This is a genomic window from Pseudomonas sp. LBUM1660 (genome assembly GCF_059695935.1).
Map to the genome: position 1 here is coordinate 5384546 of NZ_CP166795.1, position 22760 is coordinate 5407305.

17 protein-coding genes are annotated in these 22760 nt (G+C 59.6%); 15 read left to right on the forward strand and 2 right to left on the reverse strand.

Translation table 11 applies throughout. The features are described from left to right. The first annotated feature begins 39 nt into the window (after positions 1 to 39). From ACA068_RS24975 to ACA068_RS25040, 14 genes are all read left to right on the forward strand, one after another. Positions 40 to 216, forward strand: a complete 177-nt coding sequence (locus ACA068_RS24975; RefSeq protein WP_003176118.1) for a hypothetical protein — start codon at positions 40 to 42, stop codon at positions 214 to 216. Beyond that, positions 200 to 3154: a sensor histidine kinase gene (locus ACA068_RS24980; protein WP_219096111.1), complete on the forward strand. Its 2955-nt coding sequence runs from the start codon at positions 200 to 202 to the stop codon at positions 3152 to 3154. The genes ACA068_RS24975 and ACA068_RS24980 overlap by 17 nt, the downstream gene beginning before the upstream one ends. A gap of 22 nt (positions 3155 to 3176) precedes the next feature. Further along, positions 3177 to 4613, forward strand: coding sequence for a sigma-54-dependent transcriptional regulator (locus tag ACA068_RS24985; RefSeq protein ID WP_497305499.1), 1437 nt, complete (start codon positions 3177 to 3179; stop codon positions 4611 to 4613). Positions 4614 to 5413: 800 nt separating this feature from the next. Next, positions 5414 to 6814: a polynucleotide adenylyltransferase PcnB gene (locus ACA068_RS24990; RefSeq protein WP_497305501.1), complete on the forward strand. Its 1401-nt coding sequence runs from the start codon at positions 5414 to 5416 to the stop codon at positions 6812 to 6814. A 3-nt stretch (positions 6815 to 6817) separates the two neighbouring features. After that, complete coding sequence (gene folK / locus ACA068_RS24995) at positions 6818 to 7303, forward strand: 2-amino-4-hydroxy-6-hydroxymethyldihydropteridine diphosphokinase (protein WP_497305503.1); 486 nt, start codon at positions 6818 to 6820, stop codon at positions 7301 to 7303. A gap of 365 nt (positions 7304 to 7668) precedes the next feature. Continuing rightward, positions 7669 to 8469 (forward strand): 3-methyl-2-oxobutanoate hydroxymethyltransferase, encoded by an 801-nt coding sequence (gene panB, locus ACA068_RS25000; protein WP_497305505.1) that lies wholly within the window; start codon positions 7669 to 7671, stop codon positions 8467 to 8469. Then, entirely contained in the window at positions 8466 to 9326 is an 861-nt protein-coding gene (gene panC / locus ACA068_RS25005) for a pantoate--beta-alanine ligase (RefSeq protein WP_497305507.1), read from the forward strand. The genes panB and panC overlap by 4 nt, the downstream gene beginning before the upstream one ends. A 187-nt stretch (positions 9327 to 9513) precedes the next feature. After that, positions 9514 to 9894 carry an aspartate 1-decarboxylase gene (gene panD / locus ACA068_RS25010; protein WP_003228271.1) on the forward strand — a complete coding sequence of 127 codons (381 nt, stop codon included), beginning with the start codon at positions 9514 to 9516 and terminating at the stop codon, positions 9892 to 9894. 224 nt (positions 9895 to 10118) lie between these two features. Next, positions 10119 to 11783, forward strand: coding sequence for a glucose-6-phosphate isomerase (pgi, locus tag ACA068_RS25015; RefSeq protein ID WP_497305508.1), 1665 nt, complete (start codon positions 10119 to 10121; stop codon positions 11781 to 11783). Between the two features lie 230 nt (positions 11784 to 12013). Next, a complete protein-coding gene (gene acs / locus ACA068_RS25020; protein ID WP_497305510.1) occupies positions 12014 to 13951 on the forward strand; it encodes an acetate--CoA ligase in 1938 nt (645 codons plus the stop codon). 66 nt (positions 13952 to 14017) lie between these two features. Next, complete coding sequence (locus tag ACA068_RS25025) at positions 14018 to 14890, forward strand: oxygenase MpaB family protein (RefSeq protein WP_497305512.1); 873 nt, start codon at positions 14018 to 14020, stop codon at positions 14888 to 14890. Between the two features lie 205 nt (positions 14891 to 15095). After that, positions 15096 to 16112, forward strand: a complete 1017-nt coding sequence (locus tag ACA068_RS25030; RefSeq protein ID WP_497305513.1) for a class I SAM-dependent rRNA methyltransferase — start codon at positions 15096 to 15098, stop codon at positions 16110 to 16112. 116 nt (positions 16113 to 16228) lie between these two features. Further along, positions 16229 to 19171, forward strand: a complete 2943-nt coding sequence (locus ACA068_RS25035; RefSeq protein ID WP_497305515.1) for a DUF748 domain-containing protein — start codon at positions 16229 to 16231, stop codon at positions 19169 to 19171. Continuing rightward, positions 19171 to 19467, forward strand: coding sequence for a DUF2845 domain-containing protein (locus ACA068_RS25040; protein ID WP_497305517.1), 297 nt, complete (start codon positions 19171 to 19173; stop codon positions 19465 to 19467). The genes ACA068_RS25035 and ACA068_RS25040 overlap by 1 nt, the downstream gene beginning before the upstream one ends. Before the next feature lie 283 nt (positions 19468 to 19750). On the opposite strand, the gene ACA068_RS25045 is transcribed toward ACA068_RS25040, so the two are convergent. Both ACA068_RS25045 and ACA068_RS25050 read right to left on the reverse strand, forming a co-directional pair. Then, positions 19751 to 20104 (reverse strand): BON domain-containing protein, encoded by a 354-nt coding sequence (locus tag ACA068_RS25045; protein ID WP_497305518.1) that lies wholly within the window; start codon positions 20102 to 20104, stop codon positions 19751 to 19753. A 314-nt stretch (positions 20105 to 20418) separates the two neighbouring features. After that, positions 20419 to 20832: a pilin gene (locus tag ACA068_RS25050; RefSeq protein WP_497305520.1), complete on the reverse strand. Its 414-nt coding sequence runs from the start codon at positions 20830 to 20832 to the stop codon at positions 20419 to 20421. Positions 20833 to 21057: 225 nt separating this feature from the next. Between ACA068_RS25050 and pilB the strand changes: the two genes are divergently transcribed. Further along, on the forward strand, positions 21058 to 22758 hold the full coding sequence (gene pilB, locus ACA068_RS25055; RefSeq protein WP_497305522.1) for a type IV-A pilus assembly ATPase PilB: 1701 nt from the start codon (positions 21058 to 21060) through the stop codon (positions 22756 to 22758). Positions 22759 to 22760: the final 2 nt, after the last annotated feature.

The window sequence follows — 22760 nt, forward strand, 5'->3', positions numbered from 1 at the left end:
GCACGTTTTCGGGCACGCGCATAAAAAAGAGAGGCCGGGATGTACATATATCGCTTGGTCCTGCTCCTGGTAGTGGGGATTTACCTGTTCTCCCCGGCCATCATGGATTGGTGGATCGACGCCACTGGCGCCTGGTATCGCCCTTATCTGCTCTGGCTGATTCTGATCGTCGTGACCTTCATCCTGCAGAGCCAAAAAGATGCCGATGAGCTTTAGCCTGACCCAGATGATCCTGATCAGCGCCGCGTACCTGGCGGTGCTGTTCGGCGTCGCCTGGATCAGCGAACGGGGCATGATCCCCCGGGCGATCATTCGCCACCCGCTGACCTACACTCTGTCGCTGGGCGTGTATGCCAGTGCCTGGGCGTTTTACGGAACGGTGGGCCTGGCCTATCAGTACGGCTACGGTTTTCTGTCCAGTTACCTCGGGGTGTCCGGAGCGTTTTTGCTGGCGCCGGTGTTGCTGTACCCGATCCTGAAAATCACCCGCACCTATCAACTGTCGTCGCTGGCCGACTTGTTCGCGTTCCGTTTCCGCAGCACGTGGGCCGGAGCGCTGACCACGATTTTCATGCTGATCGGCGTGCTGCCATTGCTGGCGTTGCAGATCCAGGCGGTGGCCGACTCCATCGGCATCCTGACCCGCGAGCCGGTGCAGCATCGCGTGGCCCTGAGCTTTTGCGCGCTGATTACCCTGTTCACGATTTTCTTCGGCTCGCGCCACATCGCCACACGAGAGAAACACGAAGGCCTGGTGTTCGCGATTGCCTTTGAGTCGGTCATCAAGCTGATCGCCATTGGCGGTGTCGGCCTCTATGCCCTGTATGGCGTGTTCGACGGCCCGCAACAGCTGGAACTGTGGCTACTGCAAAACCAGACCGCCCTCGCCGCTTTGCACACACCCTTGCAGGAAGGCCCGTGGCGCACGCTGCTGCTGGTGTTCTTCGCCTCGGCGATTGTGATGCCGCACATGTACCACATGACCTTCACCGAGAATCTCAACCCGCGCTCGCTGGTCAGCGCCAGCTGGGGTTTGCCGTTGTTCCTGCTGTTGATGAGCCTGGCGGTGCCGCTGATTCTCTGGGCCGGACTGAAACTCGGCGCCACCACCAATCCGGAATACTTCACCCTCGGCATCGGCATCGCCGCCAACAGCAAAGCCCTGGCGTTGCTGGCGTATGTCGGCGGGTTGTCGGCAGCCAGCGGGCTGATCATCGTCACCACCCTGGCGCTGTCCGGGATGGCGCTGAACCATCTGGTGCTGCCGCTCTACCAACCACCGGCCGAAGGCAACATCTATCGCTGGCTGAAGTGGACCCGCCGGGCGCTGATCGTTGCGATCATCATGGCCGGTTACGGTTTCTACCTGTTGCTGGGCGCCGAACAGGACCTGGCCAACCTCGGCATCGTCGCGTTTGTGGCCACGCTGCAATTTCTTCCAGGGGTCCTGTCTGTCCTGTATTGGCCGACCGCCAACCGCCGCGGCTTCATCGCCGGTTTGCTCGCAGGGATTCTGGTGTGGCTGGTGACCATGTTGTTGCCGCTGGTCGGCAACCTGCAGGGCTTCTACATTCCGCTGTTGAACATGATCTACGTGCTGGACGACACCAGTTGGCACATGGCCGCGATCGCGTCCCTCGCCGCCAACGTGCTGATGTTCACCCTGATCTCGCTGTTCACCAACGCCAGCCCCGAAGAGGCCAGCGCTGCCGAAGCCTGCGCCGTGGACAACGTGCGTCGCCCGCAACGCCGCGAATTGCACGCCGCCTCGCCCCAGGAGTTCGCCACGCAACTGGCCAAGCCATTGGGCGCCAAGGCCGCGCAGAAAGAAGTCGAGCAAGCCCTGCGCGATCTCTATCTGCCATTCGACGAGCGCCGGCCATATGCCTTGCGCCGCTTACGCGACCGAATCGAAGCCAACCTCTCCGGCCTGATGGGCCCGAGCGTGGCGCAGGACATGGTCGAGACCTTCCTGCCCTACAAGGCCGGTGGCGAAAACTATGTCACCGAAGACATCCACTTCATCGAAAGCCGCCTCGAGGACTACCACTCGCGCCTCACCGGCCTTGCCGCCGAACTCGATGCCCTGCGCCGCTACCACCGCCAGACCTTGCAGGAGTTGCCGATGGGCGTTTGCTCGCTGGCCAAGGATCAGGAAATCCTCATGTGGAACAAAGCCATGGAGGAACTGACCGGGATCGCGGCGCAACGTGTGGTCGGTTCGCGCCTGAGCACCATCGCCGATCCGTGGAAAGAATTGCTGCAGGGCTTCATCAATCTGCCGGACGAACATTTGCACAAACAGCACCTGGCCCTTGATGGCCAGACCCGCTGGCTGAACCTGCACAAAGCGGCGATCGATGAACCGCTCGCGCCGGGTAACAGTGGCCTGGTATTGCTGGTGGAAGACTTGACTGAAACCCAGATGCTCGAAGACAAACTGGTGCACTCCGAGCGCCTGGCCAGCATCGGGCGACTCGCGGCGGGTGTGGCCCATGAAATCGGCAACCCGATCACCGGCATCGCTTGCCTGGCGCAGAACCTGCGTGAAGAGCGTGAAGACGATGGCGAACTGAAGGAAATCAGCGGGCAGATCCTTGAGCAGACCAAACGCGTGTCCCGCATCGTTCAGTCGCTGATGAGCTTCGCCCACGCGGGCAGCCATCAGCACAGTGACGAGCCCGTCTGTCTGGCGGAAGTGGCCCAGGATGCCATTGGTTTGCTGGCCCTGAACCGACGCAATTTCGAAGTGCAGTTCTACAACCTGTGCGACCCCGATCACTGGTGCGAAGGTGACCCGCAGCGACTCGCGCAAGTACTTATCAACCTGCTTTCAAACGCCCGCGACGCCTCGCCTCCCGGCAGCGCAGTGCGGGTCAAAAGCGAAGCCGGCGAACACACGGTCGACTTGATCGTGGAAGACGAAGGCAGCGGTATTCCGAAGAACATCATGGACAGATTGTTCGAACCTTTCTTCACCACCAAGGATCCTGGCGAAGGCACCGGTCTGGGCCTTGCACTGGTCTATTCCATCGTTGAAGAGCATTATGGACAAATCACCATCGACAGCCCGGCTGATGTACAAAGCCAACGCGGTACCCGTATCCGGGTGACTTTGCCGCGTCATGTCGAAGCGACGTCCGCTGTGAACTGAGACCGTCGAGAGTATCGAATCAATGCCGCACATTTTGATCGTCGAAGACGAAACAATTATCCGCTCCGCCTTGCGCCGCCTGCTGGAACGTAACCAGTACCAGGTCAGCGAAGCCGGTTCAGTGCAGGAAGCACAAGAACGCTTCACCATTCCCACGTTCGACCTGATCGTCAGCGACTTGCGTCTTCCGGGCGCTCCGGGCACCGAGTTGATCAAACTCGGCCAGGGCACTCCGGTGCTGATCATGACCAGCTACGCCAGCCTGCGTTCGGCCGTCGACTCGATGAAGATGGGCGCGGTGGATTACATCGCCAAGCCTTTCGATCACGACGAAATGCTCCAGGCCGTCGCCCGTATCCTGCGTGACCGCCAATCGCTGCCGGCCGGCGGCGAACCTGCCACCGGCAAAGCGGCCAATGGCGCGGCAAAACCGGGTGTCGATAACAGCAACGGCGAAATCGGCATCATTGGTTCGTGCCCGCCGATGCAGGACCTGTACAGCAAGATCCGCAAAGTCGCGCCGACCGATTCCAATGTCCTGATCCAGGGCGAATCCGGTACCGGTAAAGAACTGGTGGCCCGCGCCCTGCACAACCTGTCCAAACGCGCCAAGGCGCCGATGATTTCGGTGAACTGCGCAGCCATTCCGGAAAGCCTGATCGAGTCCGAACTGTTCGGACATGAAAAAGGTGCGTTCACTGGCGCCAGCGCCGGGCGTGCCGGTCTGGTGGAAGCAGCGGACGGCGGCACGTTGTTCCTCGACGAAATTGGCGAACTGCCGCTGGAAGCCCAGGCCCGCTTGCTGCGTGTGTTGCAGGAAGGAGAAATTCGCCGGGTCGGCTCGGTCCAGTCGCAGAAAGTCGATGTGCGCCTGATCGCCGCGACTCACCGGGACCTCAAGAGCCTGGCGAAGATCGGCCAGTTCCGTGAAGACTTGTATTACCGCCTCCACGTGATCGCCCTGAAACTGCCGGCCCTGCGCGAGCGCGGTGCCGACGTCAACGAGATCGCCAATGCCTTCCTTGCGCGACAAAGCGCGCGAGTCAACCGCACCGACCTGAAGTTCGCCGCGGATGCCGAACAGGCAATCCGTCATTACTCTTGGCCGGGTAACGTTCGCGAACTGGAAAACGCAGTAGAGCGCGCTGTCATCCTGTGCGAGAGCCCGGAGATTTCCGCCGAGCTACTGGGGATCGACATCGAACTGAGCGACCTGGAAGACGACGACTTCATCGGTCTGCCTCCGCAACAGGGCAACGGTGCCAGCAACAGCAATCATGAGCCGACCGAAGACCTGTCGCTGGAAGACTACTTCCAGCACTTCGTGCTTGAGCATCAGGACCACATGACGGAAACCGAACTGGCCCGCAAACTCGGGGTTAGTCGCAAATGCCTGTGGGAACGTCGTCAGCGCCTGGGTATTCCGCGGCGCAAGACCGGGGTGGCCAGCGAGAGCTGAACCCCGCCTGCCTGGTGTGCGGGTAACACGTGACTTTGTGAAAAAACTGTTACCTCAGTCTTTTCACGTAACAGAAGCCGGGGCTTACGGTAACGAAGCCCCGGTTTTTTTCGACCTCGAAAAACCCTGCCAGCCCGCCTACCCCCTAGTTTTGCTGGACCTCACAAAAGTTGGCACGCACCCTGCTATATGTTTAGTACAAGAACAATAACAAGCAATGCACAAGACAATAAAAATAAGACGAATCGACTCACGCACAATAAAAACAAGACGGCGAGAGGCGCAGCTAACTGATTCTTTTGGAGAGGCGTTGTATTTGGGGCTTGCCCCACGACCAGGCCGAGAATAATAAAAAACTGTCCTAAGACAGTGCCTGAACTGGTTGGATCGAAGGATCACTGCAACACAGCGACCAAAGCAATCCGTTTGCTCTTGGCTCCCGATTGGGAGGGTCATGAAGGAAACACTTCATGGCGAGGGCACTTAATAAAAACAAAAAGCCCGAATCAAAAATAAAAATAGAGCATGCAACTACTTTCTTGGGGAGCTTCGGCTCCCCTTGTAGTTTCTGTGGCGAGGGGGTTTACCCCCGTTCCAGTGCGTAGCGCTGGCAAGACTTCACAAACGCTCAGGAGCTTGGGCTGCTTCGCAACCCAACGGGGCGATGCGGCGTTCCGAGAAGCCCCCCTCGCCACAGTGCGCACGCTTCCTACACCATCCCCCGACTAAATGCTAGAATCCCCGCCCATCATGCGGTCATTCTTCGTTATGGCCGAACATTCCTTCAAACAGTGCATCCCATGCTGAAGAAGTTGTTCCAGTCATTCCGTTCGCCCAAGCGTCATACGCAACACATTCGCAGTACGCCTGAAGTGCTCAACAGCGGCCAACATTCGCTGCAAAAGGCCCAATTCAGCCGTTATGCGGTGAACATCGTCGAGCGCCTGCAGAACGCCGGTTACCAGGCTTACCTGGTTGGCGGCTGTGTGCGTGACATGCTCCTGGGCATCACGCCCAAGGATTTCGACGTTGCCACCAGTGCCACGCCAGAACAGGTTCGAGCCGAATTCCGTAACGCGCGGATCATCGGTCGCCGGTTCAAACTGGTGCATATCCACTTTGGCCGCGAAATCATCGAAGTCGCGACCTTCCGCGCCAATCACCCGCAAAACGATGAGGAAGAAGACAGCAACCAGTCTTCCCGCAACGAGAGCGGGCGCATCCTGCGCGATAACGTCTATGGCACGCTGGAAGAAGACGCGCAACGCCGCGACTTCACCATCAACGCCCTGTATTACGATCCGGTCAGCGAGCGCATTCTCGACTACGCCAACGGCGTACACGACATCCGCAATCACCTGATCCGCCTGATCGGCGACCCGAAGCAGCGTTACCAGGAAGACCCGGTACGGATGCTGCGGGCCGTGCGCTTTGCCGCCAAGCTGAATTTCGGTATCGAAAAACACAGCGCCGCGCCGATCCGAGACCTGGCGCCGATGCTGCGCGAGATCCCGTCGGCCCGATTGTTCGAAGAAGTGCTCAAGCTGTTCCTCTCCGGCCATGCCGCGGACACCTTCGAGATGCTGGTCGACCTGCAGCTGTTCGATCCGCTGTTCCCGGCGAGTGCCGAGGCGCTGGAATACAACCCGACGTACACCCACACGCTGATCAGTGAAGCGCTGATCAACACCGACCTGCGGATCAAGCAGAATAAACCGGTGACCCCAGCGTTCCTGTTTGCCGCACTGCTGTGGCCTGCCCTGCCGGCTCGCGTACTGCGTCTGCAAGAACGCGGCATGCCACCGATTCCGGCGATGCAGGAAGCCGCTCACGAGCTGATTGCCGAGCAGTGCCAGCGGATCGCGATTCCGAAACGCTTCACCATGCCGATCCGCGAGATCTGGGACATGCAGGAGCGACTTCCTCGCCGCAGCGGCAAGCGTGCCGACCTGCTGCTGGACAATCCGCGGTTCCGCGCCGGTTACGACTTCCTGCTGCTGCGCGAAAGCGCTGGCGAACAGACTGATGGCCTGGGTGAATGGTGGACTGACTATCAGGACGCCAATGACAGTGAGCGTCGGGACATGATCCGCGACCTCAGCAGCAAGGATGAAGGCACCGGCGCTCCACGCAAACGTCGCCGCAGCGGTGGCGCCAAGCGCAAACGTGCGGCTGGCGCACCGAGTGCCACGGGCGAGTAATCCATGGAACGCATCTACATCGGCATGGGTAGCAATCTGGCTGATCCAGCCGAACAATTGCGCAGCGCCGTCGAGGCGCTGGCGCAGTTGCCGCAGACCGAACTGGTCGGGGTGTCCGGGTTTTATCAAAGCGACTCGCTCCTGCCCGGTCAACCGCGCTACACCAACGCGGTCGCCGCCCTCGACAGCACACTCCCGCCGCTGGACCTGCTCGATGCATTGCAAGCCATCGAGAACGAACAGGGCCGCGAACGTCTTGAGCGCTGGGGCCCACGCACGCTGGACCTCGACATCGTGCTGTTTGGCGATCGCCTGATCGACGAACCACGCCTCAAGGTGCCGCACTACCATATGCAGGAACGGGCCTTCGTTCTGTATCCGCTGGCCGAACTGACGCCTGCGGATCTGCATCTGGCCGATGGCCGCAGTCTGAAGGCATTACTCGCCGCCTGCCCGTTCGTCGGCCTGGAACGCCTATCCCCAAATTGACAAAAAACCCCTGTGGGAGCGGGCTTGCTCGCGAATGCGGTGTGTCATTCAGCATCAATGGTTACTGTCACACCGCATTCGCGAGCAAGCCCGCTCCCACATTGGTTTTGTGTTGAACACCAGATTGCAGCTGCTGAATCGCATCAGTTACCCCGGTAACACCCCCCGCGTAACAATGCGGTAACACATGCAATTGACTTCCCGAGTTCTCCTCACGACTATAGGCGTCCCGCTGCCGCCAACACGGCGTTGAAGGGCGCAATCCAGGCCTTAAAAGCACGACATCAGAGCGTGCGCCTGTATTTAACGAAGAATCACGCGCGTTACTCGCAGTAGTTTCCAAGCGCCTGAATGAGGAACTTTTCATGCCAGCCATCACCCTGACCACTCTGCAAGGTCTCAAGCAAAAAGGTGAAAAAATCACCATGCTGACCTGCTATGACGCGACCTTCGCCCACGCCTGCAATCAGGCTGGCGTCGAAGTGCTGCTGGTGGGCGACTCCCTCGGCATGGTTCTGCAAGGTCACGACAGCACCCTGCCGGTGACCACCGCGGAAATGGCCTATCACGTGACAGCCGTCAAACGCGGCAACGCCGATGCGCTGATCCTCGCCGACCTGCCGTTCATGGCCTACGCCACCACCGAACAAGCCATGGCCAACAGCGCCCTGTTGATGCAGGCCGGTGCGCACATGGTCAAGGTTGAAGGGGCATTGTGGCTCGCCGACTCGATCCGCCTGCTGGCCGAACGGGGCATCCCGGTGTGCGCGCACATGGGCCTGACACCGCAATCGGTGAACATGCTGGGCGGTTACAAAGTCCAGGGCCGCAGCGAGAACCAGGCGCGGCAGATGCGCGCCGACGCCATCGCGCTGGAACAGGCCGGCGCAGCCATGCTGTTGCTCGAGTGCGTACCGAGCGAACTGGCCCAGGAAATTACCCAGGCAGTGGGCATTCCGGTGATCGGCATCGGCGCCGGCAGTGACACCGATGGCCAGGTCCTGGTCCTGCACGACATGCTCGGCCTGTCCATTACCGGCCGCGTACCTAAATTCGTAAAGAACTTCATGAGCGGCCAGACCAGCATTCACGCTGCACTGAGCGCCTACGTCACTGAAGTCAAAGCCGCTACTTTCCCCGGGATCGAACACGGATTCTCTGCATGAACACCGTAAAAACAGTACGCGAACTGCGAGCCGCCGTGGCTCGCGCCCGCAACGAAGGCAAGCGCATCGGCTTCGTGCCGACCATGGGCAACCTGCACAGCGGTCATGTCGCGCTGATTACCAAAGCGACCCAGCGGGTGGATTTCGTGGTCGCGAGCATTTTCGTCAACCCGCTGCAATTCGGCGCCGGCGAAGACCTCGACAAGTACCCGCGGACCCTGGCCGCCGACCAGGAGAAACTGCTCCAGGCCGGTTGCCACTTGCTGTTTGCGCCAACCGTCGAAGAAATGTACCCCGACGGCATGGCCGGCCAGACCCGCGTCAGCGTCCCGCAACTCTCCGAAGGCCTGTGTGGCGCCAGCCGTCCCGGGCATTTCGAAGGCGTCGCGACGGTCGTCAGCAAGCTGTTCAACATGGTCCAGCCGGACCTGGCGATTTTCGGCCAGAAAGACTACCAGCAACTGGCGGTGATCAAATCCCTGGTCCATGACCTGAACATGCCGGTGCAGATCATTGGCGAGCCGACCGTGCGGGCGGCCGATGGCCTGGCGTTGTCGTCGCGCAATGGTTTCCTCAGCGAAGAGCAGCGGGCCGTTGCGCCGGTGGTGTATCGCGGCCTGAGCCAGATTGCCGAGGCGATCAAACAGGGCGAGCGGGATTTCCCGGCGTTGATCGATGCACAGATCAAGCAGCTCGAAGCGGCGGGTTTGCGCACCGATTACCTGGAAATTCGTCACGCGCAAACCTTGCGCCCGGCGACCCCGGAAGATCGGGACCTGGTGATTCTGGTTGCGGCGTTCCTGGGCACCACACGGTTGATCGACAACCTGCACCTGAACCTCGACGCCCCCGCCTAAACACAAATCCCCTGTAGGAGCCGGCTTGCTGGCGATAGCATCACCTCGGTCCGGCAAATGCACCGCGGTGAGGCCATCGCCAGCAAGCCGGCTCCTACATAGGGCTGCTCCCTCGCGCCTTGTATTGCTGCCCTTTATGCCTTCGGGCAAACTGCCCGCCGTTCGATTCCGACCTGGGAAAACACTCATGCACGCCATCATGCTCAAAGCCAAGCTACATCGCGCCGAAGTCACTCACGCAGTACTCGATTACGAAGGTTCTTGCGCCATCGATGGCGAATGGCTGGACTTGTCCGGTATCCGTGAATACGAACAGATCCAGATTTATAACGTCGACAACGGCGAACGCTTCACCACCTACGCGATTCGTGGCGAGGAAGGCTCGCGCATGATCTCGGTCAACGGTGCTGCCGCGCACAAGGCCAAGGTCGGTGACCGGGTGATCATCTGCGCTTACGCGCATTACAGCGAAGCCGAACTGCTCAATTTCAAGCCGCGCATGCTCTACATGGCGCCAGGCAATGAGCTGAGCCACACCAGCAATGCCATTCCGGTTCAGGTCGCCTGATCGAACCGACGCCACTCCCGTTTGTCGAACCGTTCTCTGCTTTGTGTATAAAAAAGTACCGGGAACGTGTTAGACAAAGTCAAGACAGATCGCAGCGCGAGGTTTACTGTATTCGCCCTGTGTCATTGAAATCGTGTCGACGCAGTTGACCGGACGCCCACCCACAGCGCTCCGGGATTTTTTGTGTTCAAAAAGCCGTTCAAGTAAAAAGGAAACCCGCAGCGATGGCGTACTACCGCACTCCTCATGACGTGACCGCTCTGCCCGCCTGGCAAGCGTTGAATGACCACCGCCAAGCCATGCAGGATTTCAGCATGCGCGAGGCCTTCAATGCCGATCCGCAGCGTTTTACTCAATTCACCCTCAGCAGCTGCGGCCTGTTTCTCGATTACTCGAAGAACCTGATCAACGCCGAGACCCGCAATCTGCTGGTGGGCCTGGCCAATGAAGTCGACCTCAAGGGCGCGATCAAGTCGCTGTTCGACGGCGAAATCGTCAACTCGTCGGAAGGTCGTCCAGCCCTGCACACCGCCCTGCGCCGCCCGGTCGGCGACAAGCTGTCGGTGAACGGCGTCAACGTGATGCCTGAAGTGCACAAAGTGCTGAACCAGATCACCGACCTCGTCGGCCGCATCCACGACGGTTTGTGGCGTGGTTACACCGAGAAGCCGATCACTGACGTGGTGAACATCGGCATCGGTGGCTCGTTCCTCGGCCCTGAGCTGGTGTCTGAAGCGCTGCTGTCCTACGCCCAGAAAGGCGTGCGTTGCCATTACCTGGCAAACATCGATGGCAGCGAGTTCCACGAACTGACCATGAAGCTGCGCGCGGAAACCACGCTGTTCATCGTTTCGTCGAAATCTTTCAACACCCTCGAAACCCTGAAAAATGCCCAGGCCGCTCGCGCCTGGTATCTGGCTCAGGGCGGTTCGGAAGCCGAGTTGTATCGTCACTTCATCGCCGTTTCCAGCAACAATGCAGCGGCCGTGGCGTTCGGTATCCGCGAAGAAAACATCTTCCCGATGTGGGACTGGGTCGGCGGCCGTTACTCGCTGTGGTCGGCCATCGGCTTGCCAATTGCGCTGGCCATCGGCATGTCGAACTTCAAGGAACTGCTGTCCGGCGCCTACACCATGGACCAGCATTTCCAGAGCGCGCCTTTCGACCAGAACATGCCGGTGCTGCTGGCATTGCTCGGCGTCTGGTACGGCAACTTCTGGGGTGCGCAAAGCCACGCAATCCTGCCTTACGACCACTACCTGCGTAACATCACCAAGCATTTGCAACAACTGGACATGGAATCCAACGGCAAGAGCGTGCGCCAGGACGGCACGCCAGTGTCCACCGATACCGGCCCGGTGATCTGGGGCGGCGTGGGTTGCAACGGTCAGCACGCGTATCACCAGTTGCTGCACCAGGGCACCCAACTGATTCCGGCTGACTTCATCGTGCCGATCGTCAGCTTCAACCCGGTGTCCGACCACCACCAGTGGCTGTACGCCAACTGCTTGTCGCAAAGCCAGGCACTGATGCTCGGCAAGACCCTTGCCGAAGCCGAAACCGAGCTGCGTGACAAAGGCATGAGCGAAGAAGACGTGCATAAAATCGCGCCGCACAAGGTGATCCCGGGCAACCGTCCGAGCAACACCCTGGTGGTCGAGCGCATCAGCCCGCGTCGGCTCGGTGCGCTGGTGGCGATGTACGAACACAAAGTCTTCGTGCAAAGCGTGGTCTGGGGCATCAATGCCTTCGATCAGTGGGGCGTGGAGCTGGGTAAAGAGCTGGGCAAAGGCGTCTACAACCGCTTGGTCGGCAGCGAAGAAACCCCGGCTGACGATGCTTCCACCCAAGGCCTGATCAACTACTTCCGCGGTCGCCACCGCGGCTGATCTGACGCCCGCCCACAGGGTTTGTGCCAAACACAAATGCTGTGGGCAACACCCATCCCTGTAGGAGCGAGCCTGCTCGCGATAGCGGTTTGTCATTCAACATCGATGTTGACTGATCCACCGCTATCGCGAGCAGGCTCACTCCCACAGTTGTTTTGTGTATGACTTGAACCCGTTGTTCACTCGGCGCATCTTTAGATCTTGTCGCAAAACAAGAATAAGGAACCGTCATGTTCGATATCAGCACGTTCCCCAAAGCCGATGCCGTCCGCCGGGCTGCAAACCTAAGTCAAGACGACTACCACCGCCTCTACCGCCAATCCATCGAGCACCCCAGTGAGTTCTGGGCCGAGCAGGCCACCCGCTTTCTCGACTGGAGCACGCCGTGGGACACCGTCCAGCGCTATAACCTGAAAACCGGTGAGGCCAGCTGGTTTGCCGGTGGCAAACTGAACGTCAGTTACAACTGCATCGACCGTCATCTGGAAACACGCGGCGATCAGATCGCAATCCTCTGGGAAGGCGACGATCCCGCCGAATCCGTGCAGATCACCTACAAAAAACTCCATCACAACGTCTGTCGCCTGGCCAACGTGCTCAAAAGCCGTGGCGTGAAAAAGGGTGACCGCGTGTGCATCTACATGCCGATGATTCCGGAAGCGGCCTACGCCATGCTCGCCTGCACGCGGATCGGCGCGGTGCATTCGGTGGTGTTCGGTGGCTTCTCTCCAGACTCTGTGCGCGACCGGATTCTCGACGCCGACTGCCGCACGGTGATCACCGCCGACGAAGGTGTGCGCGGCGGAAAATTCGTACCGCTCAAGCAGAATGTCGACCAGGCACTGCAAAGTTGCCCGAACGTCAGCACCGTCATCGTCGTCGAACGCACCCAAGGCGAAGTGAACTGGGTTGAAGGTCGTGACCTCTGGTATCACCAGGCGCTGCGCGACGTCAGCGACGACTGCCCGCCGGAGCCGATGGACGCCGAGGACTCGCTGTTCATCCTCTACACCTCCGGCAGCACCGGCAAACCCAAAGGCGTGCTGCACACCACCGGCGGCTATCTGCTGCAAGCGGCGATGACCTTCAAGTACGTGCTCGACTACCGCGAAGGCGAAGTCTTCTGGTGCACCGCCGACGTCGGCTGGGTCACCGGCCACAGTTACATCGTCTATGGCCCGCTGGCCAACGGCGCGACCACGCTGATCTTCGAAGGCGTGCCGAGTTACCCGAGCAGTTCGCGCTTCTGGCAGGTGATCGACAAACACCACGTCAACATTTTCTACACCGCCCCGACTGCGCTGCGCTCGCTGATGCGTGAAGGCCCCGAGCCGTTGAAGGAAACTTCTCGCCAGAGCCTCAGATTACTCGGCAGCGTCGGCGAGCCGATCAACCCGGAAGCGTGGGATTGGTACTTTAACGTCGTCGGCGAACAGCGTTGCCCGATCGTCGACACCTGGTGGCAGACCGAAACCGGCGGCATCATGCTCAGCCCGCTGGTCAGCGCGCAACGGATCAAACCCGGCTGCGCCACACAACCGATGTTCGGCGTGCAACCGGTGTTGCTGGATGAAACGGGCAAGGAAATCAAAGGCGCCGGCAGCGGCGTGCTGGCGATCAAATCCAGCTGGCCGGCGCAGATCCGCAGCGTCTATGGCGATCCGCAACGAATGGTCGACACCTACTTCAAGCCTTACCCCGGTTACTACTTCACCGGTGACGGCGCGCGGCGCGATGAGGATGGCGATTACTGGATCACCGGGCGCATCGACGACGTGATCAACGTCTCCGGGCACCGCATCGGCACCGCGGAAGTAGAAAGCGCGCTGGTGTTGCACGACAGCATCGCCGAAGCCGCCGTGGTCGGTTATCCCCACGACATCAAGGGCCAAGGCATCTATGCCTTCATCACGCCCATGAACGGCACCGAGCCCAATGACGAACTGAAGAAAGAACTGTTGGCCCACGTCAGCAAGGAAATCGGCAGCTTCGCCAAACCGGACTTGATCCAGTGGGCCCCGGCCTTGCCGAAAACCCGTTCAGGCAAAATCATGCGGCGCATTCTGCGCAAGATCGCCTGCAACGAACTCGACAGCCTCGGTGACACCTCGACCCTCGCCGACCCGAGTGTGGTTCAGGAGTTGGTCGACAAACGCCTGAACCAATAATTTCCTTGTTTCAAAAACCTGCGCGGCCGTTAATGGCCGCGTCTCCTTTTTCGCCACTGAGTCGCCATGGAATTCATCCGTACCCGCATCGAAACCCAGCTCATGAGCCTGACCGGTCTGTCCTTGGGCAAGCTCGACCTGGAAAATCCCAAAGGCGATCCTGGCCTGTTCGGTCCCGATTCGATGAGTTGGCAAGTCCATGGCGATTTCAGCAGCATGCTGATCGGTGGCATCAGTGCGCTGATGCTGCAAGCCCTGCATCCACTGGCCCTGGCCGGGGTCTGGGATCACTCGAATTTTCGCGAAGACATGATCGGCCGATTGCGCCGTACCAGTCAGTTCATCTCCGGAACGACGTTCGGTTCGCGCAAAGACGCCGACTGGCTGATCGAGAAGGTCCGCACCATTCACCTGCAAGTGGTCGGCATTGCGCCAGACGGCCGGCCTTACGCCGCCAGCGATCCCGACTTGCTGACGTGGGTGCACGTGGCCGAGGTCAGCAACTTCCTCGCCGCGCATCTGCGTTATCGCAATCCGCACCTTTCATGGGTAGATCAGGACCGTTACTACGGCGAAATCGCACTGGTTGCCGAACGCTTGGGCGCCCGCGATGTGCCGCGCAGCCGCAAGGAAATCGCTGATTACCTTGAACGAATCCGCCCGCAACTGCTGTGCGACCAGCGCAGTCGCGAGGTGTTGCGACTGCTGTTGAACGCGCCCGCCCCCAGCCGTCTGGCCAAACCGTTTGGCGGCTTGATGATGCAGGCCGGGATCGATCTGCTGCCGGACTGGGCCAGTGACATGCTCGGCGTCAATCAGAACCCGTTGCAACGCCAACTGATCCGCGCCAGCGTCAGGCGCAGTGCGCCGATGTTGCGCTGGGCGATGCGTAATGGCTCGGTGCAGCGGGCCAAGCGGCGGATGGGGCTACTGAGCTGACCCGCCGCCCCTGCATCGATATGCCTGTGGCGAGGAAGCTTGCTCCCGCTCGAGTGCGAAGCGCTCGCGAAAATCCCCGATAAGGGCTGAGATTTTGGGGCCGCTGCGCAGCCCAGCGGGAGCAAGCTCCCTCGCCACAGAGCACCTCGCTCCCCTGCCAAGCTGTTAAACTCCCGCGCCAAATTCCCTCCTGCAAGGCGCCAGCATGTCTTCCTTGAATCAGGCGCTGCGCGCCGCCCTCGAACATCGCCAGGACCTGCTCGCCGAGCTGCATCAGCAAGGCACCGATTGCTATCGTCTGTTCCACGGCAGCCAGGAAGGCGCCGGTGGCCTGACCATCGACCGCTACGGCCCGCAATTGCTGGTGCAAAGTTTCCACCAGGCGCTGGAGCGTGACGCGCTGCTGCAACTGCACGAGACCATCAATCAACACCTGGGCCTCGAGACGCTGCTGGTCTACAACGACCGCTCCCGTGGCAACTCGCGGATTGACCGCGAAGACACCGTCTACCGCGCCGACGAGGCGGCCCTGCAGGACCTGATCGGCCACGAATGGGGCCTGAACTACCGGGTTAGCGGCCGTCATCCCGGCCAGGACCCGCTGCTGTTCCTCGACCTGCGCAATACGCGCGGCTGGGTCAAGGAGCACAGCAAAAACAAAAGCGTGCTCAACCTGTTCGCCTACACCTGCGGTGTCGGTCTGAGCGCTGCGGCCGGTGGCGCTCGCGAGGTCTGCAACCTGGATTTCGCCGAGGGCAATCTGGCGGTCGGTCGCCAGAACGGTCTGCTCAATCCGCAATTGCCTGCGATGGAGTTCATCCAGTCCGATTACTTCCCGGCCATCCGTCAACTGGCGGGCCTGCCGATCAGTCAACGGCGCGGGCAGAAACTGCCAAGTTACACGCGTCTTGAACAGCGTCAGTACGATCTGGTGCTGCTCGATCCACCCGCCTGGGCCAAGAGCGCGTTCGGCACGGTCGACCTGCTGCGCGACTACCAGAGCCTGCTCAAACCGGCGCTGCTGACCACCGCCGACAACGGCGTGCTGATCTGCTGCAACAACCTGGCAAAGGTCAGCATGGACGATTGGCGCGAACAGGTTTTACGTTGCGCGGAGAAGGCCGGGCGTCCGGTGCGTGAGTGGACCGTCATGAAGCCGGGCGGCGATTTCCCGTCGATGGATCAACAGCCGCCGCTGAAAACGTTGATTCTGCAACTCTGATCACGCAGGAAATTTCCTACGCTAATTTCTGAAAAACCAGAAGAGTGCGATCACTTCGGAACCGGAAACGCGTGCCATACTCCAACGCACTCCGATTCAGACAGATGAAGCCGCACATGCCCAAAGGATTGATTCGCGCTATTGGCGCATTGTTGACTGCTCTGGCCCTTTATAGCCTGCTGGGGTTTCTGATTTTACCGGGCATCGCGTTGCGGGTCGCCAATCAGCAATTGGCCAATTACGCCACGATGCCCGCCACGATTTCCCGGATCGAACTCAACCCTTTCAGCCTGGAAGTGACCCTCTGGGGCCTGATCATCGGCGAGCCGGGCAAGGAACAGGTCGGTTTTGAACGCCTGTATGCCAACTTGCAGATCGACAGCCTGTGGACCAAGGCGCTGCACCTGTCCGATATCGAAATCGACAAACCCAAGACCGAAATCCTCTTCGGCAAGGACGGCAAGCTCAATCTGCTGGGCCTGTTCAAGATCCCCGCCAGTGAACCAACCCCGGCTGACCCGGACGCCAAGCCGTTTCCGTTGCGCATCGAGCGGATCAAACTGGCTGACGGCTATGTGCACTTTCAGGACGCACGGCCCAGCGAGCCTATCGAATTCCTCTACGACAAACTCGACTTCGAGCTGAAGAACCTCAGCACGCTGCCGGAAGATAACGCCGACATGACCTTGGTAGCCGTCGGCCCGGCAGGCGGGCAGATCGACTGGACCGGCAATTTCAGCCTGATCCCGATTGCCTCCGAAGGTAAGTTGAAAGTCACCGATGCCAACATGAAAGTCTGGTGGCCGTACGTGCGCGACTCGTTGCCGCTGGACCTGGAAAACGGCACCTTGAACCTGAGCACCGACTACAAACTGAACCTGTCCAAAGAAACCGAACTGCTGCTGAGCAACGTGGCGCTCAGCATCGCCCCGTTCAACATCAAGGCGCCGGACGGGCGGCCGCTGGCCAAGCTTGCGCGTCTGGACGTCAGCGAAACCACCGTGGACCTGGCCAAGCAGCAAGTGGTGGTCGGCAAGATCCGCAGCCAGAAACTCGAAACCTGGGCCGCCCTCGAAGCAGATGGGCAACTGGACTGGCAAAAACTGTTCGCCAGCCAACCGTCCAAGGCAGCCGTGAAGGCTGATGCAGAGCCGACCAGCACGCCGGCGGCCGCCGACTCACCAAAACCAGAACCCGCGCCACCGAGCAAACCGTGGCAAGTCCTGCTCAAAGACGTACAACTGCGCGATTACCAGGTGCATCTGGCCGATCGTAAAGCGCAACCCGCCGTAGCATTGGACGTTGGCCCGCTGAACCTCGACTTGCAGAACTTCGACAGCCTCAACGGCTCGCCTTTCAACCTCAAGCTCGACACCGGCGTGGGCAAACAAGGCAAGCTCATGGCCGACGGCGTGGTCAATCTGGCACCGGTCAGCGCCAAAATGAACGTGCAGACCAAGGACATCGACCTGCGTGTCGCCCAGTCCTACATCAACCCGTTCATTCGCCTGGAACTGCGCAGCGGCATGCTCGGCAGTGATCTGGCGGTCGATCTGAAAAGCACCGAGCCATTGGCGTTCAGCGTCACCGGTAAAGCGCAGGTCGATCAACTGCACACCCTCGACACCCTCAAGACCCGCGACTTCCTCAAGTGGCAGCAGTTGGTGATCGAAGGCCTGAACTATCAACACGGCGACAGCCTGTCGATCGACAAGGTCAACTTGTTCCAGCCTTACGCGCGCTTCATGATCAACGATGACCGCACCACCAACATCGATGACCTGCTGATCCCGCAACCGGCCGACACCGCAGTTGCCAAGACCGCCGCAGCCAAACCTGCCAGCAAGGACAAACCGCTGGGCATCCACATTGGCGGCATTGCTATCAATGACGGTTCGGCGAACTTCGCCGACTTCAGCCTGACCCCGAACTTCGCCACGGCCGTGCAACAGCTCAACGGGCAGATCGGCACCATCGACAGCCGTCAGGCAAAACCGGCCAGCGTCGATATCAAAGGCAAGGTCGACCGCTACGCGCCAGTGACCATCAAGGGTTCGGTCAATCCGTTCGACCCGATGTCCAGCCTCGACATCGCCACCAGTTTCAAACGCGTGGAACTGACCACGCTGACGCCCTACTCCGGCAAGTTCGCCGGTTACCGCATCCGCAAGGGCCGGCTCAATCTCGACCTGCATTACATAATCGTCAAGGGTCAGCTCAAGGCCGAAAACAAAGTGGTCGTCGAGCAACTGCAACTGGGTGAGAAGGTCGACAGTCCGGACGCTGTAAGCCTGCCGCTGAAACTGGCGATCGCGTTGCTCAAGGACATCGACGGCAAGATTTCCATCGAGCTGCCGGTAACCGGCGACTTGAACAATCCGCAGTTCAGCGTCATGCCGATTGTCTGGCAGACCCTGCGCAATCTGATCGTCAAGGCGGCTGCAGCGCCGTTCAAAATGATTGGCGGGCTGGTCAGTGGCGGGGGTTCCGAAGATTTGGGCACTGTCTCGTTTGCGCCGGGTTCAAGCGAACTGAGCAAGGACGCCGAGGCTTCACTGATCAAACTGTCCCAGGCACTCAAGGAACGTCCGGCCCTGCGCCTGGAAATCGAGGGTACCGCGGCCGCCAACAGCGATGGCCCACTGATTGCCGAGCAACGGCTTGAGCGCGAATACCAGTACAACTACTACAAAATGCTCCAGCGACGCGGTGACAAGGTTCCAGCCCAGGCTTCATTGCTGCAAGTGCCGGACGGCGAGAAAGGTCCGCTACTGGAAGGGATCTACCGCACGCGTCTGAAGAACCAGCCACCGGCTGAATGGAAGGATCTGGGCAAGGAAGAACGCAGCGCAAAAATGCGTGCAGACGTGATCAAATTCTGGAGCTCCAGCGATGTGCTGTTGCGCCAGTTGGGTCAGGAACGCGCCAGCAGCATCAAGGATTACCTGGTGGACAAGGCGCAAATGGCCGATGACCGTGTCTACTTCATCGACGCCCAACTGGGCGAGGCGCAAAGTGACGGTCGGGTGGTGACGCCGATGCACCTGGATGCCGAGTGATGATCAGACGATTGCTAATGAGCCTGACCCTCGCACTGGTCGCCAGTCAGGCCTCGGCGGCCGATACCCTGCGTTGCGGCAGTCAATTGGTCAGTGTTGGCGACCGGTCCAGCGAAGTGCTGCAGAAGTGCGGTGACCCGGTCAGCCGCGATCTGCTGGGCTACAAGCGCAGCGCCAACAGGCGGGAAGAGTTTCAGGTCGAGGAATGGACCTACGGGCCCAATGGCGGGATGTATCAATACCTGCGGTTTGAAGGTAATCGGCTGAAACAGATCACCAGCAAGCGCGGTAACTGAACCCACTATCCAAAGTGGGCACATACAAATGTAGGAGTGAGCCTGCTCGCCATAGCGGTTCGTCCTTCAGCATTGATGTTGGCTGACACACCGCTATCGCGAGCAGGCTCACTCCCACATTGGTTATTGCGACGCCCACAATAGAACAGGCCCCCGACACGAATGTCGGAGGCCTGTAATGGCCACATCCTTGTGGCCTTTCGCATGAACTCTCCAGATGCGGCTGGCGTATTGCTCGGCCCGCCTGCCGCGCCTTCTCCCAGTCCAGGCGAGAAGTCTTGCGTTACTCGGCTTTCAGGCCGTCAGCGGAGACCGCCTGGACGCCTTTGATTTTCTTGGCGATAGCCACGGCGGTGGTTTTCTGAGCGTCAGTCACTGCAACAGTGGACGACAGGGAAACAACACCTTTGTTGGTCTCAACCTTGATGTCAGTACCAGGAATGCCTTTTTCGGTTACCAGGTCTGCTTTGACTTTGGTGGTGATCCAGGTGTCGGAGGTAGCTTCTTTGGCTTGGGTCACTTCACCGGCGGCCAGGACCATTGGTGCCTGAGTCGCTTGGGTCTGTGCGAATGCAGCGTTGGCCATGGTCAGGGTCAGCGCGGTAGCAGTAGCGGCAGCGATAGCGAACTTCTTCATACGAGTAACTCCTGTTTTTCTAGAAAGTCTGCTGCGTGTCTTGTCAGCAGGGTTACTGGGTATATTGCGAACGCTGTGCCAACTTTAAAACAGACAATAAATCGTTAGAAAACAATTACTTATGAAATTTACTGTTTTTCGGAATCATGCAAATTGCATGACTTCGAGATTCTCTGCATGCAAGTTGCGGGTTTTGCCGCAGGCGTAAGGCCATGAATTGTCGAGAATTTCTGTCTTTCACGTGTTTCCCCCTACGACGGACAAAAAAAATGCCCGGTCTTTGCAGACCGGGCACTCATTAAACCGCCGAGAAACTACGTCCCAGTGGCGTTACAACCCTTCGGCGCGTAATCAGGCGCAACCGTGGTGCCGCATGTCCAGCCAGTCAACGTGCGCGACAGGGTGATTGTCTTGCTCAAGACCGGGCCGGGCGCATTGAGAATCGTGCAAGCGATAGAACCGGTACCATCAGTCGCTACGCCAGAAGCCGTAGTGGTGCAGTTAGAGGTAGTGGCTGTTCCTCCGACCTTCGTCAAATCCGGATTAGTGCCGGAATTCATAAGGTCTTCGAACGGCACTTTCAACGCCGTGATCTCTGCCAGGCCGGCCGTCACTTTGGCACGTGCTTGATATTTCGAATAAGCCGGCAACGCAAACGTCGCCAGAATCCCGATGATCGCCACCACGATCAGCAGTTCGATCAGGGTAAAACCTTTTTGAGTGTTCATAGACAGGCTCCATGCATGAGTCGAAATCTCATGATCTGAATGAGCTTCAGCACACCCCGTGCCAAGCGCAGCGCCCCTTGTTGGCGGGGCTCGAAGCCAGGTCAAAGACCTTTCCTACCCCCAGGATCCGCACTATCTGACACTATTTGTCACCTGACGGCCGCTGGTTTGGCTCAGCTCCTTGACTAGGCTATAAGTCATGAACTGTCTGCGTCCGGTATCCCCATGAATGACATCGCCCTAAGCGGTCTGGCCAAGCAACTGGTCCTGGCCGAACTGCTCACCGACCAAAGCGCGCAACAGGCGTTTCAGCAAGCCCAACGCAGCAAAATCTCCCTGGTCAGTTACCTGGTGCAGAACAAGCTGGTGAAGAGTCGGCAGGTCGCCGAGATTGCGTCGGAGCATTTCGGTATGGCGCTGCTCGACCTCAATTGCCTGGACAAGGAAACCCAACCCCGAGGGCTGGTCAGTGAGAAGCTGATCCGTCAGCACCACGCCCTGCCCCTCTGGCGCCGTGGCAACAAACTGTTCGTGGGGATTTCCGACCCGACCAATCATCAAGCCATCAATGACATCCAGTTCAGCACCGGGTTGAACACCGAAGCCATCCTGGTGGAGGACGACAAACTCAGCGACGCCATCGAGAAATTCTTCGACAGCCATTCCACCGGCCTCGAAGACATGGCCGATGTAGACCTTGACGGGCTGGACATCGAGTCGGTCGATGACAACAAAAAGGACTCCATCGCAGGCCAGGATGCCGATGACGCGCCAGTGGTGCGCTTCGTCCACAAGATGTTGCTCGATGCGATCAAAAGCGGTTCTTCCGACCTGCATTTCGAGCCCTACGAAAAAACCTACCGGGTGCGGATGCGCACCGACGGCATGCTGCGAGAAGTCGCCAGGCCGCCGAGCCAACTGGCCAACCGCATCGCGGCGCGGCTGAAAGTCATGGCCAGCCTCGACATCTCCGAGCGGCGCAAACCCCAGGACGGGCGGATCAAGATGCGTCTGTCCAAGACCAAGTCCATCGACTTCCGGGTCAACACCCTGCCGACCCTTTGGGGCGAGAAAGTGGTGATCCGGATCCTCGACCCGTCCAGCGCACAAATGGGCATCGACGCCCTCGGCTACGAGCCTGAACAGAAAGACTTGTACATGGCCGCGCTGAAGCAGCCACAGGGGATGATCCTGGTCACCGGGCCGACCGGCTCAGGCAAAACCGTGTCGCTCTACACCGGCCTGAATATCCTCAACACCGTGGACATCAACATCTCCACCGCCGAAGACCCGGTGGAGATCAACATGGAAGGCATCAACCAGGTCAACGTCAATCCCAAACAAGGGCTGGATTTCGCCCAGGCACTGCGCTCGTTCCTGCGTCAGGACCCGGACGTGATCATGGTCGGCGAAATTCGCGACCTCGAAACCGCCGAAATCGCCATCAAGGCCGCCCAGACCGGGCACATGGTGCTTTCCACCCTGCACACCAACAGCGCCGCGGAAACCCTGACCCGCCTGCACAACATGGGCATTCAGGGCTTCAACATCGCCACCTCGATCACCCTGATCATCGCCCAGCGGCTGGCGCGAAAACTGTGCAGCCATTGCAAGAAACCCATCGAGATTCCCCGCGAAACGCTGCTCAAGGAAGGCTTCCCCGAGGAACGCATCGGCTCGTTCACGATCTATGAGCCGGTCGGCTGCGATCAATGCAACCGCGGTTACAAAGGGCGAGTGGGGATTTATGAAGTGGTGAAGAACACACCGGACCTGCAACGGCTGATCATGGCCGAAGGCAACTCACTGGAAATCGACATCCAGATGCGCAAGGACGGTTTTAATGACTTGCGCACCTCGGGCTTGATCAAGGCCATGCAAGGCGTCACCAGCCTTGAAGAAATCAACCGGGTCACCAAGGACTGAAC

What these genes read in the sequence shown, in the direction of transcription:
- ACA068_RS24975 (WP_003176118.1), top strand. Translation starts at nt 40, where the DNA reads ATGTACATATATCGCTTGGTCCTGCTCCTGGTAGTGGGGATTTACCTG.
- ACA068_RS24980 (WP_219096111.1), top strand. Translation starts at nt 200, where the DNA reads ATGCCGATGAGCTTTAGCCTGACCCAGATGATCCTGATCAGCGCCGCG.
- ACA068_RS24985 (WP_497305499.1), top strand. Translation starts at nt 3,177, where the DNA reads ATGCCGCACATTTTGATCGTCGAAGACGAAACAATTATCCGCTCCGCC.
- ACA068_RS24990 (WP_497305501.1), top strand. Translation starts at nt 5,414, where the DNA reads ATGCTGAAGAAGTTGTTCCAGTCATTCCGTTCGCCCAAGCGTCATACG.
- folK (WP_497305503.1), top strand. Translation starts at nt 6,818, where the DNA reads ATGGAACGCATCTACATCGGCATGGGTAGCAATCTGGCTGATCCAGCC.
- panB (WP_497305505.1), top strand. Translation starts at nt 7,669, where the DNA reads ATGCCAGCCATCACCCTGACCACTCTGCAAGGTCTCAAGCAAAAAGGT.
- panC (WP_497305507.1), top strand. Translation starts at nt 8,466, where the DNA reads ATGAACACCGTAAAAACAGTACGCGAACTGCGAGCCGCCGTGGCTCGC.
- panD (WP_003228271.1), top strand. Translation starts at nt 9,514, where the DNA reads ATGCACGCCATCATGCTCAAAGCCAAGCTACATCGCGCCGAAGTCACT.
- pgi (WP_497305508.1), top strand. Translation starts at nt 10,119, where the DNA reads ATGGCGTACTACCGCACTCCTCATGACGTGACCGCTCTGCCCGCCTGG.
- acs (WP_497305510.1), top strand. Translation starts at nt 12,014, where the DNA reads ATGTTCGATATCAGCACGTTCCCCAAAGCCGATGCCGTCCGCCGGGCT.
- ACA068_RS25025 (WP_497305512.1), top strand. Translation starts at nt 14,018, where the DNA reads ATGGAATTCATCCGTACCCGCATCGAAACCCAGCTCATGAGCCTGACC.
- ACA068_RS25030 (WP_497305513.1), top strand. Translation starts at nt 15,096, where the DNA reads ATGTCTTCCTTGAATCAGGCGCTGCGCGCCGCCCTCGAACATCGCCAG.
- ACA068_RS25035 (WP_497305515.1), top strand. Translation starts at nt 16,229, where the DNA reads ATGCCCAAAGGATTGATTCGCGCTATTGGCGCATTGTTGACTGCTCTG.
- ACA068_RS25040 (WP_497305517.1), top strand. Translation starts at nt 19,171, where the DNA reads ATGATCAGACGATTGCTAATGAGCCTGACCCTCGCACTGGTCGCCAGT.
- ACA068_RS25045 (WP_497305518.1), bottom strand. Translation starts at nt 20,104, where the DNA reads ATGAAGAAGTTCGCTATCGCTGCCGCTACTGCTACCGCGCTGACCCTG.
- ACA068_RS25050 (WP_497305520.1), bottom strand. Translation starts at nt 20,832, where the DNA reads ATGAACACTCAAAAAGGTTTTACCCTGATCGAACTGCTGATCGTGGTG.
- pilB (WP_497305522.1), top strand. Translation starts at nt 21,058, where the DNA reads ATGAATGACATCGCCCTAAGCGGTCTGGCCAAGCAACTGGTCCTGGCC.